General features: G+C 71.1%; 12 protein-coding genes and 1 tRNA gene. 7 read left to right on the top strand and 6 right to left on the bottom strand.

Features of this window, described 5'->3' with window-relative positions; genetic code table 11:
• Nucleotides 1-39 precede the first annotated feature (39 nt).
• From LIP_RS03450 to LIP_RS03475, 6 genes are all read left to right on the top strand, one after another.
• Nucleotides 40-501, top strand: coding sequence for a peroxiredoxin (locus LIP_RS03450; protein WP_068134386.1), 462 nt, complete (start codon nucleotides 40-42; stop codon nucleotides 499-501).
• A gap of 125 nt (nucleotides 502-626) precedes the next feature.
• A tRNA-Cys gene (locus LIP_RS03455) sits at nucleotides 627-703 on the top strand.
• 56 nt (nucleotides 704-759) lie between these two features.
• Nucleotides 760-1284, top strand: a complete 525-nt coding sequence (locus LIP_RS03460; RefSeq protein ID WP_068141450.1) for an inorganic diphosphatase — start codon at nucleotides 760-762, stop codon at nucleotides 1282-1284.
• Between the two features lie 122 nt (nucleotides 1285-1406).
• On the top strand, nucleotides 1407-2078 hold the full coding sequence (locus tag LIP_RS19240; protein ID WP_198409693.1) for a FeoB small GTPase domain-containing protein: 672 nt from the start codon (nucleotides 1407-1409) through the stop codon (nucleotides 2076-2078).
• Nucleotides 2047-3504 (top strand): ferrous iron transporter B, encoded by a 1458-nt coding sequence (locus tag LIP_RS03470; RefSeq protein WP_068134390.1) that lies wholly within the window; start codon nucleotides 2047-2049, stop codon nucleotides 3502-3504. The genes LIP_RS19240 and LIP_RS03470 overlap by 32 nt, the downstream gene beginning before the upstream one ends.
• Nucleotides 3504-4241 carry a FeoA family protein gene (locus LIP_RS03475; RefSeq protein WP_068134400.1) on the top strand — a complete coding sequence of 246 codons (738 nt, stop codon included), beginning with the start codon at nucleotides 3504-3506 and terminating at the stop codon, nucleotides 4239-4241. The genes LIP_RS03470 and LIP_RS03475 overlap by 1 nt, the downstream gene beginning before the upstream one ends.
• Here the strand turns inward: LIP_RS03475 and LIP_RS03480 are convergent.
• Nucleotides 4220-5281: a GNAT family N-acetyltransferase gene (locus tag LIP_RS03480; RefSeq protein WP_068134402.1), complete on the bottom strand. Its 1062-nt coding sequence runs from the start codon at nucleotides 5279-5281 to the stop codon at nucleotides 4220-4222. The two genes, LIP_RS03475 and LIP_RS03480, sit on opposite strands and share 22 nt — an antisense overlap.
• A gap of 253 nt (nucleotides 5282-5534) precedes the next feature.
• Between LIP_RS03480 and LIP_RS03485 the strand changes: the two genes are divergently transcribed.
• The gene (locus LIP_RS03485) at nucleotides 5535-6125 is read left to right on the top strand and encodes a CPBP family intramembrane glutamic endopeptidase (protein ID WP_068134404.1); all 591 of its coding nucleotides are present in this window, start codon (nucleotides 5535-5537) and stop codon (nucleotides 6123-6125) included.
• Between the two features lie 8 nt (nucleotides 6126-6133).
• Here LIP_RS03485 and LIP_RS03490 read toward each other — a convergent pair whose 3' ends face one another.
• The 5 genes from LIP_RS03490 to LIP_RS03510 all read right to left on the bottom strand — a co-directional run bounded on the left by LIP_RS03490 (nucleotide 6134) and on the right by LIP_RS03510 (nucleotide 12141).
• Entirely contained in the window at nucleotides 6134-7171 is a 1038-nt protein-coding gene (locus LIP_RS03490) for a glycosyltransferase family 4 protein (RefSeq protein WP_407936391.1), read from the bottom strand.
• A 67-nt stretch (nucleotides 7172-7238) separates the two neighbouring features.
• The gene (locus LIP_RS03495; protein WP_068134409.1) at nucleotides 7239-8009 is read right to left on the bottom strand and encodes an ABC transporter permease; all 771 of its coding nucleotides are present in this window, start codon (nucleotides 8007-8009) and stop codon (nucleotides 7239-7241) included.
• A gap of 69 nt (nucleotides 8010-8078) precedes the next feature.
• A complete protein-coding gene (locus LIP_RS03500; RefSeq protein ID WP_198409694.1) occupies nucleotides 8079-9197 on the bottom strand; it encodes an ABC transporter ATP-binding protein in 1119 nt (372 codons plus the stop codon).
• Nucleotides 9198-9896: 699 nt separating this feature from the next.
• Nucleotides 9897-11147: a glycosyltransferase gene (locus LIP_RS03505; protein WP_068134414.1), complete on the bottom strand. Its 1251-nt coding sequence runs from the start codon at nucleotides 11145-11147 to the stop codon at nucleotides 9897-9899.
• A complete protein-coding gene (locus LIP_RS03510) occupies nucleotides 11125-12141 on the bottom strand; it encodes a patatin-like phospholipase family protein (RefSeq protein WP_068134417.1) in 1017 nt (338 codons plus the stop codon). The genes LIP_RS03505 and LIP_RS03510 overlap by 23 nt, the downstream gene beginning before the upstream one ends.
• Nucleotides 12142-12178 lie beyond the last annotated feature (37 nt).

Genomic DNA, 12178 nt, shown 5'->3' on the forward strand with positions numbered 1-12178 from the left:
CACCCACATCTCCTGATCCCCCGAGGAGGCATGCCCCCCATGAATGTTGGAGACCGCGCCCCCGACTTCACGCTGAAGGCCACCGGTCCCGATCAGGTGAGCCTGAGCGACTACCGTGGCAAGAACGTGGTGCTGCTCTTCTTCCCGCTGGCCTTCAGCCCCGTGTGCACCGAGGAGCTCTGCGGGGTGCGCGACGGGCTGTCCGAGTTCAAGGGCCTGAAGGCGGACGTCCTGGCCATCAGCGTGGACAGCCCCTACACCCTCAAGGCCTTCGCGCAGGCGGAGAACCTGCCGTTCCCGCTCCTTTCGGACTTCAACAAGGAGGTCGCCCCCAGGTACGGCGCGTACTACGAGGACCTGGCGGGGCTGAAGGGCGTGGCCAAGCGGGCGGCCTTCGTGGTGGACGGGGACGGCATCGTCCGGTACCGCTGGGTTTCCGACGTGGCCACCCGCCTGCCGGACATGGGTGCCATCAAGTCAGCCCTCGCGGCCCTCGCGTGACGGCGTGAGGTCCGGAGGCTTCTCGTCGCATCTCCGATGAGGTAGAATGGCAGGCGGGAGCCGCGCCGGCCTGCCCGCGCCCGATCCTTTCCGGCGTGGGAAGGCCATGGGGCGGTCCCGCGCGAGGCGGCGTGGCCAAGCGGCTAAGGCAACGGCCCTGCAAGGCCGTGATCCCGCGGTTCGACTCCCGGCGCCGCCTCCACTTCTCTCCTCCCGCCCGGCGGGTGGGAACTCTTGCTGCTCGGGGTGGGCTGCCGCGTGGACAGCGACGAGAACCTGGTGGTCGAGGCCTTCATCGAGATCCCCAAGTACAGCGCCAACAAGTACGAGTACGACCACGATCGGCACGTCTTCCGGCTGGACCGCACCCTCTACAGCCCCATCCACTACCCCGCCGACTACGGCTTCATCCCCGACACCCTCGCAGAGGACGGCGACCCGCTGGACATCCTAGTGCTCCTCACCACGCCCACCTTCCCGGGCTGCCTGGTGGAGGCCCGGGTGATCGGCGCGCTCTCCATGGAGGATGAGAAGGGCGTGGACACCAAGATCCTCGGCGTCTCCCTGGGAGATCCCCGCTTCAACGAGGTCCGGGAGCTGGACCAGCTGCCGGCGCACATCAAGAGGGAGATCGGCTACTTCTTCACGGTCTACAAGGACCTGGAGGGGAAGCCGGTGCAGGTGGAAGGCTGGCACGATCGAACCTTCGCGGTCCAGGTGATCGAGGCCGCCCGGGACAGCCACCGGCTCCGCCGGGGACAGATGCCCACCAGCCAGGAATAGGTCCAACTGACGCCTTCTGAAACCTCCTGCTTCGGCCCGGGCCGTTGACACGTCCTCTCCGGGCCTCTAGGATGAAAGTGAAAATCAGTCTCTCCCATGCGGGTGCGAGAAGGTGTCAGAAGATGCTTAATAATAACCGCTGGCAACAAGGTGGAGCGACCCGACCCGGCGCGGCGACCGAGCGGCCCCAGCGGGTGGTCCGACCCGCGTCCGGGGGAGAGACGGAACCGGCCGGGAGCAGCTGCTGCCACAGCGCCACCGGCCTTCGCCGGGCCCGACAGGGTGCCCGCCGGGTGGTGCTGGTGGGCAGCCCCAACGTAGGGAAGAGCGCACTCTTCAACGCCCTGACGGGCGCGTACGTGACCGTCTCGAACTACCCCGGTACCACGGTGGAGCTCACCCGCGGCGCCGGCCGCCTGGGGGACGAGGAGGTCGAGCTGGTGGACACCCCCGGCTTCTACTCGTTCCTCCCCGTGAGCGAGGAGGAGCGGGTGACCCGCCACCTCCTGTTGACGGAACAGCCGGACCTGGTGCTCCACGTGGTGGAGGCCGTCGCCCTCGACCGGATGCTCGCCCTCACCCTCCAGCTGCTGGAGGCCGGCTTCACGGTCATCCTGGTGCTCAACATGATGGACGAGTGCGAGCGGCTGGGGCTCTCGGTGGACGTGGCCGGGCTCTCGGCCCGGCTGGGCATCCCCGTGGTGGCCACCGTGGCTTCTCGCGGCCTGGGGCTGGACGAGCTCCGGAGGGAGGTGGCGCTCCATGGGCGTCGCATCCTTGAGCCGGCCGTTTGAGCTCCGTTACCCCGGCCCCGTCGAGGAGGCGATCGAGGAGATCGCCCGCCTGCTGGACGGCGAGTACGGGCTTGCCCCCCGCAGCGTAGCCCTTCTCCTGCTGCAGGGGGACGAGGAGGTGACGGAGCTGGTCGCGGCCCGGCAGCCCGAGGTACCGCCCCGGGCCCGGGAGCTGGCCGCCGCCCTGGATGCGCGCCTGGGTGAGCCGGTGGCCCTGAGCGTGGCCACCCAGCGGGCGAGCTGGGCCCGGAAGGTCGCGTCCGAAGTGATGCAGGAGCGCGACGGGGCCCGCCGGGGCTTCGGCGAGGTCCTGGGCCGGTGGGCGATGCGCCCATTGACCGGCCTCCTCCTGGCGGGGCTGGTCCTGGTGGTCCTCTACGAGTTCGTGGGCGTCTTCGCCGCCCAGACGGTGGTGGACTGGACCGAGACCCGCCTCTTCGAGGGCTGGATCACCCCATGGGTGAACCGGGGCGTGGCGGCCCTCATCCCTTGGCCGTGGCTGCAGGAACTCCTCGCCTTCGACTACGGCCTCGTCACCCTCGGCCTGCGCTACGCGGCGGCCATCATTCTGCCCATCGTGGGCGCCTTCTTCCTCTTCTTCTCGGTGCTGGAGGACTCAGGCTACCTCCCCCGCCTGGCCCTCCTCCTCGACCGGGTCTTCAAGGGAATCGGGCTCTCGGGCCGGGCGGTGATCCCCATGGTGCTGGGCGTAGGCTGCGACACCATGGCCACCGTGGTCACCCGGACGCTGGAGAGCCGCAGGGAGCGGGTGATCGCCACCCTGCTCCTGGCCCTGGCCATTCCCTGCTCGGCGCAGCTCGGTGTGATCCTGGCCATCCTCTCGGGGGTTCCGGGCGCCCTGGCGGTGTGGGCGGGCGTGGTGGCCGCCGTGCTCCTGCTCACGGGCTTCCTGGCCTCCCGCCTGATGCCCGGGGAGCGGCCGCTCTTCTACACCGACATTCCGCCCATGCGCCTGCCCCGGCTTGGGAACGTGCTCACCAAGACCTACGCCCGCATGCAGTGGTACTTCCTGGAGGTGCTGCCCGTCTTCCTGCTCGCCAGCGTGCTCATCTGGGCAGGGCGGCTGACGGGTCTCTTCCAGGTGGCCACGGCGGCGCTGGAGCCCGTGGTGCGGGCCATCGGCCTGCCGGCCGAGGCGGCGGTGGTCTTCCTCTACGGCTTCTTCCGGCGGGATTACGGGGCCGCAGGCCTCTTCGACCTGCAGAAGGCGGGGGCGCTGGCGTCCGGCCAGCTGGTGGTGGCGGCGGTCACCCTCACGCTCTTCATCCCGTGCATCGCCCAGTTCTCGGTGATGTGGAAGGAGCGGGGTCCGAAGACGGCGCTGGCCATCACCGCCTTCATCTTTCCCTTCGCCTTCGCGGTGGGCTGGGTGCTGAGCCGGGTCCTGGCCGGGGGGCTCTTCTGATGGATCCAACCGAGGCGGGACGCGAAGGAGAGGCGGAGCCCACGGTACCGGTGCGGGGAGACGTTGAAGACCAGACGGGTCGGGAGGAGCTGGCGGCGGCGGCCGACCCGGTGATCCGGCCCGATCCACCCCAGGACGGGGACGTACCGGGACGGGACGGGGCAGACGACCTGGTTCCTGCCATGGTCCAGTGCTCCATCTGCGGGCTCCGCTTCGATCCGGACCAGGAGGTCTCGGCCTGCCAGGTCTGTCCCCTGGGGGGCCTGATCCGGCGCTGCGGTCTGGTGCGCTGCCCCAACTGCGGCTTCGAGCAGCCCGCCCCATGGGGAGGCAGGGCTCGGGCGCGCCGTCGGCAGCGGGGCCAGGGCCCCCTCGCGGCAGGGGAAGGTGCCTGGGCGGCCCCGGTGCACCTGAGCGATCTGGCCGAGGGGGAGCGGGCCCGGGTGCTGAAGGTGGAGGCCCGGGACGCCGCCCTTCGCAAGCTCCTGGCCATGGGGGTCCTTCCCGGCGTGGAGGTGACGGTGGTGCAGAGGCGCCCTGTCCTCGTGGTGCAGGTGGGGTACACCACCCTCGCCCTGGACGGCGAGCTGGCCCGCTCCGTGGCCGTCCTGCGCCTGGAGGCCGGTTCCGGGCGCGGCCCGGGCCGGGGCCGGCAGGGGAAAGGCCCCAGGGACTGGCGCGGCGGGCGGTGGGGATGGGGCGGGGCCGGCCGAGGTCACGGAAGCTCGACCCGGTAGCGGGCTGTGACCAGCCGGCCGCCGCCGGGGAGAGGCTCGTCCGACGTGGCGAGCAGCCTGAACCCCAGCTTCTCGTAGAAGGTGCGGCCTTTGCGGTTCCCCTCCTCGACCGTGACCTCCACGGCGCGAACCACGTGTCCCCTGTTCCGGAGCGCCTGCAGCACCGCCTCGTGGAGCCGTTGCCCGAGCCCCACCCGCTGGTGGGTGGGCAGCACGTAAAGTCGGAAGAGCTCGGCCGTCTCGGGCCCGATCATGCCCATCTGGGCGAAGCCACAGACGGCGCCGCCCTCCTCGGCCACCAGGACCGGGCTCTCGGCCCGCTCGATGGCCGCCCGGAGACCCTCGGGAGCGTACCACGCCGCCAGTAGCCGGTGCTGCACCTCCTTGGGGATGAGCCCCTGGTACGCCTCGGCCCAGGTGCCCGCGGCGACGGCCCGGATGCCCTCCACATCGAGGGGGTCCGCGCGACGCACCCGGAAGTCCCCCGCCTCACCCATCGAAGCGGGGTGGAGGCGCCGTCCCAGGATCCGGTAGCGGTCGTCGGGTCCGAAACGCACCCCCTGGGCGACCACCTGCCATCCCCGGCGCCGGTAGAGGTGCATCGCCGGGGTCTCCGCCTCCAGGGTGGAGAGCACCGCACGCCGGTGGCTGGGCCGGGCTGCCTCCAGGAGCCTGTCGTGCAGGCGCCCTCCCACGCCCCGGCCCTGGAACCGAGGCTGGACCGCCAGCTCCACGAACTCAAGGGGGGCGTCCAGCCAGATCGCGGCCACCTTGGCGTCCAGCGCGGCGCGCACCCGGTCGTGCCACCAGCCGCCGGTCCGGCTGGTGTATCCGTAGGCGAAACCGGCTAGCTCCCCGTCTTCGTCGGCCTGGAAGCCCAGGAATCCCGGGCGCCCCGCGTGGCGTTCCAGGGTCTGGGCGAACGAGCCGGCGTCCACCCCGCGGTAGGGTGGCTGGGAGAAGGCGGCCGCGTAGACCTGGACCATGGAGGGAAGCAGGGTCGTGCGCACGTCTTCACCCGAGAGAGGGCGGATCCTCATGATGCCTCCCTCCAGTCTCATCCGGTGCGGGGATTGCCCCAACCCTTCGGCGGCGGGGCGCCCGCCCCTTCTTGCGGCCGCCGCGACCCGGTTCGGCCCTTGCGGAAGCCCCTTGCAGGAAAGGGCGGGTCCGAGCGGCTGCAGCCTTGCGACGCCGGCTCCGGGGAGCTCTGGCCGGCCCCCCGCCTCGCTGCTATACTGATTCCGTTGCCGGCGCGGGCCCGTCCCGCGGCGTGGGGGAGGAGGCGGCCGAGTGGGCTGGTTCATGGCGGGCCTGGCTACGGGAATGGCCATGATGCTCCTCGTCCACCTGGTGCAACGCGCCGGCGGCTGGGTGACCATGGGGCCCGGGGAAGGCTTCGGGGATGGGCGGGGGTGGGCGAGCCTGGCGGCGCTGGTGGCGGTCAGCGCCCTGGAGGAGTGGTTCTTCCGGGGGCTCCTCTTCGGCTGGATGCTCCCCCGGGCCGGCTCCCTGGCCACCCTGGCGGCCACCTCGCTGCTCTTCGGCCTCCTGCACCTGGGAAACCGGGTGAATGGGCTCACCGTCTTCAACGCGGTCCTGGCCGGGGCCGCCTTCGGCGCCGCCCGCCTCCACACGGGTGGGCTCGGTCTTGCCGCGGGCATTCACGTGGGCTGGAACCTGATGCAGTGGCCGCTCTTGGGCTATCCTCTCTACGGTGCGGAGGAACGGGGCTTCCTCCGCTTCCCGAAACTCCTCACCGCCCGCCCCGGGGGGCCCCCGCTCCTCTCGGGCGGCCGCTTCGGGCCCGAGGCAAGCCTGCTGGACACGGCCGCCTTCGGGCTGCTCCTGGTCTGGCTCCTGAGGCGGATGGAGTGGCTTTGAGGGCGGGCTCATCCGCCCGACAGAACCCGCTCGTACGCGGCCAGGTAGCCTTCCACCATCCGATCCACGGTGTAGAAGCGTTCCACCCGCTGGCGGCAGGCGGCCCGGCTCAGACGGACCGCCTGCTCCACCGCCGAGCACACCCGCTCGAGCGTCTCCACCACGAAGCCGGTCTCGCCGTGGGCCACCACCTCGCGCACCGAGCCCCGGTCGAAGCCGATCACCGGCGTGCCGCACGCCTGGGCCTCGGCCAGGGTCAGGCCGAAGGGCTCGGGCTGGCGCACCAGGTGGAGGAGGGCCAGGGCCCCGCCCATGAGACGGTCCCGGGCGGCAGGGCCCGCCTCTCCCACGAAGCGGATCTGCTCCCCATCGATGAGGGGGCGGATCTCCTGCTCAAAGTAGGCCTCCTGGTCCGGAGGGATGTGGGCGGCCATGACCAGGCGCCGCCCCGTCCGCCGGGCCACCTCGATGGCCAGGTCCGGCCCCTTGGCGGGATGCATGCGGGCCAGGAAGAGGAGGTACTCGCCGGGGCGGTCCCGGAAGGTGAACCGCTCGAGCTCGATCCCGTTGGGTACCGTGGCCACGTAGTCCAGACCCGGCACCGCATCCCGCTCGGCCTGGCTGATGGCCACGCAGGGCCGGTGGGGGAAGCGCAGGAAGGCCCGCCGGCTGGCCGGCTCCAGCATGGCCGCCCCGTGCAGGGTGGTGACCACGGGGGTGGCGACCAGCTCGGCGAAGAGGAGCGGCTGCCAGTTCAGGTGGTTGTGGATCAGGTCGAAGCGGCCCGCCTGGCGGAAGGCGTGGACCATGTGGAGGAACTGATCCAGGTCCGGGTCGTCGGGTGGGCTCTCGCCCAGCGGCCGCGGCACCACCCACTCGAGCTGCGCCCGGGTCACCGAGTCCCCGGTGGCGAAGAGGGTCACCTGGTGGCCCCGGGCCACCAGCCCCTCGGCCAGGTGCGAGGCCACCTGCTCCCACGGGCCGTAGCGCCGGGGCGGCGTCCGCCAGGTCACGGGCGCGAGGATGCCGATGCGCAAGGGGATCACCTCGCAGGTACCATTCCACCGGGAAGGGGTGGGTCCTCGCGGGGCTCCCTGCGGCCAGCGCCCCCGCTTACGTGCTGCGTTGATAGGCCCTGAACGCCTGGGTTGCGAGGAACCCGCCCACCAGGACGAAGAGGAGCAGGTACCCGACATGCAACCAGATCTGGGGCCACTGCGGGTCCAGCATCGCGCTCCGGGCGCTGGTGATGGCCCAGTTGAGGGGGTTGACCCTGGCGATTGCTCGAATCCAACCGGGCATGAAGGCCTCGGCCATGAACGCGCTGGAGAGGAAGGTGAGCGGCATCCCCACGAAGTTGACCACGGGGATCAGGGCGTCTTCCCGGCGGGTCACCAGGGCCAGCCCGTTGGAGAACCCCGCGGCGCCCGCCCCCAGCAGTGCCGAGGCCAGCAAGATCATGCCGGGACCCGCCAACCCCCCCGTGAACCGGGCACCCAGGGCCAGCCCCGTGAGGAGGATGATCCCCGACTGGATGGTCGCCGTGAGGGTTACTTCCAGGACCGGCGCCGCGATCAGGGCGCCCCTGCGGACGGGGGTGGCCAGAAGTCGGTCCAGGACACCGTCGTTCAGGTCCTGGATGAGTCCCATGCCGGACCACAGACCGCCGAAGAAGGCGGTCATCACCACCACGCCGGGGGTGAGGAACTGGACATAGGACGTGCCTTCGAACCCGGGAATCTCTACCACCCGCCGGAAGAGCTGGCCGAAAACGCCCAGCCAGATAACGGGCTGCACCAGCCCCACGGCGATCCAGACAGGGGTGCGCAGGCGGGTGCGCAAGCGGCGCACCAGCAGGTGATAGGTGTCGGCGACGAACGTCATCTCCACGTGCCTCCTTTGTGCCTCGGTACCTCCGCTCTTCCGTGGCCGTTCTCACCCTGGCCGGCGCGGTCAGCGCTCCCGGGCCGGCGCGTGCCGATCGTCCCCACCGGATGCGGCCCCATCTGCCATCGCCCCGCCGGGCCCCGTCCCGTTGGGTGTTGCTCCGCTGGCCGAGTAGCGCCGTCCCGTGTGGTGCAGGTAGACGTCGTCCAGAGAGGGCCGGGAGACGGTCACGGCCTTGACGGCCACCCCCGCCCTCTCCAGCGCTGTGACGAGGACCGGCACGGCCGTCGCCCCGTGAGCGGCCCTCGCCAGCACCGAGGTCCCGTTGGGAAGGGTTTCGAGCACCCCGTCCACGTCACGTAGGGCCTCTACGGCGTTGTCGGTGGGGCCCTCGACGTCCAGGGTCACGGTGTCGCCCTGGATCTCCGCCTTCAAGGCGGCCGGCGTGCCTTCCACCACCACGCGTCCCCGATCGACGATGGCCAGGCGGTCGCAGAGGTGGTCCGCCTCCTCCAGGTAGTGGGTGGTGAGCAGTACGGTGAGGCCCTGCTCGCTGCGGAGACGGAGGAGATCCTGCCAGAGGGCCGTCCGGGTCTCGGGGTCCAACCCGGTGGTCGGCTCGTCGAGGAAGAGAACCTCAGGCTCGTGCACAAGGCCCATGGCCAGGTCCAGCCGGCGCTTCATCCCTCCCGAGTAGGTGTGCACCAGCCGGTCGGCGGCGCCGGTAAGCCCCACCCACTCCAGCAGGCGATCCACCCGCTCGCGTATGGCCCGGGCCGGGACCCGATGCATACGGGTCTGAAGATACAGGTTCTCTCGAGCGGTGCCGTACTTGTCCACGCCGGATACCTGGGCCACGTACCCAATGCGGCGCCGCACGGTGGCGGGATCCGCCGACACATCGCCCCCCGCCACCAGCGCCCGGCCCCTGTCGGCCCGGGTGAGGGTGGCCAGGATGCGAACCGTGGTGCTCTTGCCAGCCCCATTGGGCCCCAGCAGCCCGAAGATCTCGCCCCGACGCACCGAGAAGGAGACGCCGTCCAGGGCCTGCACGCCTCTGGGATAGCGCTTGGTCAGCCCCGACACGGCGATCGCCTCGGGAGCCGCCTCAGCCTGCCCCCGCGCCGTCGCCCTCCGGCCCTCCGACACTCCTTTCCAGCCCGGCATCGAAACGGATTCGCTCACGAGCACACCTCCTGCCCTTGCCTGCAGCCTCTTTCGCCCATCCCCTGCGTGGGACCACCGGGGAGACGACAACAATATAGCGCGGTAGCTTAACGAGGTCAATCATCCAGTGAACGATATTCATATTGCACTCACGATCGTGCGACTCGGAGCGGCGAACACACGCGCGAAGGGGCCAGCAAACCCCGGTACGAGAGAACCAGGAGGAGCCGACGCCCTGGGGCCCGATGGTCCGTGAACGGAGGTGAAGCCAGCGCGGCCGGGAGTTCCAGGATCACCGGCCACGCAGGATGGTCCGCAGCAGCCAGCCACCCAAGACCGTGGCCCCCGGCAAGGGTACGGACGTGGTGGGAAGCCCGAAGGGGAGGCGAGCCCCTCGTGGAGGGTGACGACCGCGCTGCTGAGGAGGAGGCTCGCGGTAACCAGGCCCAGGGTGAGCCGGTGGGCCCTCGCGTCCAGGCGGCGGACCAGCTCGCCAAGCTGGCTCAGCACCGCGTCCACCTGGAAATGCCCGTTCTCGACCCGTTGCAGGGCGGCTTCCACCCGGTCCAGGCTCTCGTCGGGGCCGCGGTCGGCTCCTCGGGTTCCGTCGAGCTCCGGCCGGGCCGGGCCTCGGGGCTCACGTCCCTTCATTCTGGGACGTCAGCGCCTACCAGGTACGCCAGCCGTTCAGCGCGAACCACTCGGTGCCCTGTCCCATCATCGACCATCCCCGGGCGCTGCGGGGGAGGGTGGGCGCAGCGGCTCTTGATCATGGGGCCCTCTCTCCCGGCCCGCGTCGCCGGTGGAAGCCAGGTAGGCGTAGAGCGATACCAGCTGGTCCAGGAAGTGCTGGCTGTCGCGGGCGCGGGCCGTTGCCAGGGCTCCCGGGACGAGGCGACGGCGGGCTTCGGGGTCGACGACGATCCGCGCCAGGGCGTCCGCGAGGCCGGTGGGGTCGCCCGGGGTGGCAAGCAGGCCGTTGAACCCCGGGCGCACCAGGTCCACCAGCGCTCCCTCGGCGACACCGACGACGGGGAGGCCCGAGGCCATGGCCTCGATGGCGGCCAGCCCCTCGGTTTCGAGGGGGCTGGGCAGGCACAGGAGGTCGCACGACCGGTAGACCTCGGGCATCGACTCCCAGCCGACCTTCCCCAGCAGGGTGACGCGTCCTGGCGCCCGGTAGGCCCAGGCCCGAACCCGACCTTCCAGGGGGCCGCTCCCGGCCACGACCAGTTCCATGCCCACCCCACGCGCCCAGAGCTCCTGGACGGCCGCCAGAAGGGTTTCCACACCCTTCTCCGCGCTGAGGCGCCCGGCGTAGAGGACGCGGGGCGGGTGGTTCGGGGGCGCGGCGCCGGGGGCCCAGCCGGGCTCGAGCGTGAAGCGGCTCAGGTCCACGCCGTTGGGGATGACGTGGATGGGACGCCGGACCCCCATCGCACGAAGCAGCGACGCGGTGCTGGGGCTGGGGGCGACGACGGCATCGCAGCGGCCGTAGAAGGCCCGCTGGTAGGCCCGGCTCGCCCGGCTCAAGACCGACTCGCCCATCACCCTTCGTTTACCCCGAGCTTGGCCTCCCAGGAGGAAGGCCGAAGGAGCCTCAGGGTTGGCGTGGCAGGTGGAGAGGACGGGAACGCCGAGTCGCCGGGCCGCAAGGAGCCCCCACCAGCCCACCGGCAGGGGCGAGTGCAGGTGGACCACGTCCGGCGCCCAGGCTTCCAGCGACCGGTACACGGCCGCTCCGTTCCACGCCGCCCAGCTGTCCGGGGGAGCCCACGGAAGCCAGCTTACGGGCACAGCGGGGACGAAGATCCGATCCGCCGGGTGGAGGGGCCCCGCCCGCTGGTGCAGGGTGTAGACGCGAACCGTGTGCCCTCGCGCCACGAGACCATCGTGGAGCCGGATCACGGCTCGGGTGAGGCCGCCCAGGTCCTCGCGGAAGGAGTCACTGAAGAGCGCGACGCGCAACGGCACCCGCCTCCGTTCCCCCAGCCGGTACGCCGGCGTTCCCTCCGAGCGAGCGGGCGCAGGCGGCGTTCTCCGGCGGCAGGTGCTGCGAGGCACGGCGAACCGCTTGCCGCCCTGCTTCGATGAGCTCTTCCACCTCGTGGAACTGGTGGCCATGATAGCGGCTGAGATCGGGATGAAGCACGCAGTCCAGCGGCGGGTTCTCCGTGCCTTCCGTCCCATCGTTCGCCCAGTGGGCACGGGCCTCGCTGATCTCAAAGGCGTGGGCGAGGGTGGACCGCGTGGACCACGCCCTCTGGCCCGAGGAGAAGGCGTGCCCCTGCACGCAAGACGCCAGCCGGTCGTGGCCGCGGACTTGCCGGTAGGCCACCCGGCCTGCTCGCGCCAGCCGCCCCCAGATGTCCGCGCGGTTGGAGACGTCCACGGCCACCCGATATTCCGCGCCCATCTCCGCCAGCGGCCCCACAGGGACCAGCTCGACCAACCCGCCGTCAACGAGCCAGCGTCCGTTCACAGAGACCGGAGGCAGGAGACCAGGTACCGACATGGAGGCCTGTACGGCGCGGGCCACCTCGCCCCGGTCCAGCCGGACCGGCTCGCCCGTGGCGAGGTCGGTGGCCACCAGCACGAGCTCCACCGGGAGATCGTCGAAGGTCAAGGCCCCCGTGAGGTCCTGAAGCTCCCGATATACCCGGTCCCCGTCCAGGATGCCGCCGTTGAAGCGGATCCAGCGTACCAGCTCGGGATACTGCAGGCCTCGGGTTCTCTCCACCAGCCGATCCAGGGTGCCACAGGCGTAGGCTGCCGCCACCACCGCCCCCATGCTGCATCCAGCCAGGTGGGTGATCGAGAGACCCCGGGCCTCCAACTCCTGGATGACCCCGATGTGCGCCAGACCCCGCGCGGCGCCTCCGCCCAGGGCCAGGCCGACACCCGGCCCGGGCCCAGCGCTCGGTAGCGTGTGGCCATCGTGAGACGTCTTCGGGCGTTCCATGGATATCCTCCCTATTCTCCTTCAGGAAGGCTTCAAG

It is taken from the genome of Limnochorda pilosa, from assembly GCF_001544015.1.
Lineage (GTDB): Bacteria > Bacillota > Limnochordia > Limnochordales > Limnochordaceae > Limnochorda > Limnochorda pilosa.

Excerpts from the sequence above, each read along its gene's own strand:
- LIP_RS03480 (WP_068134402.1), bottom strand. The coding sequence starts at position 5,281 with ATGAGGATCCGCCCTCTCTCGGGTGAAGACGTGCGCACGACCCTGCTT.
- LIP_RS03450 (WP_068134386.1), top strand. The coding sequence starts at position 40 with ATGAATGTTGGAGACCGCGCCCCCGACTTCACGCTGAAGGCCACCGGT.
- LIP_RS03475 (WP_068134400.1), top strand. The coding sequence starts at position 3,504 with ATGGATCCAACCGAGGCGGGACGCGAAGGAGAGGCGGAGCCCACGGTA.
- LIP_RS03470 (WP_068134390.1), top strand. The coding sequence starts at position 2,047 with ATGGGCGTCGCATCCTTGAGCCGGCCGTTTGAGCTCCGTTACCCCGGC.
- LIP_RS03510 (WP_068134417.1), bottom strand. The coding sequence starts at position 12,141 with ATGGAACGCCCGAAGACGTCTCACGATGGCCACACGCTACCGAGCGCT.
- LIP_RS19240 (WP_198409693.1), top strand. The coding sequence starts at position 1,407 with ATGCTTAATAATAACCGCTGGCAACAAGGTGGAGCGACCCGACCCGGC.
- LIP_RS03495 (WP_068134409.1), bottom strand. The coding sequence starts at position 8,009 with ATGACGTTCGTCGCCGACACCTATCACCTGCTGGTGCGCCGCTTGCGC.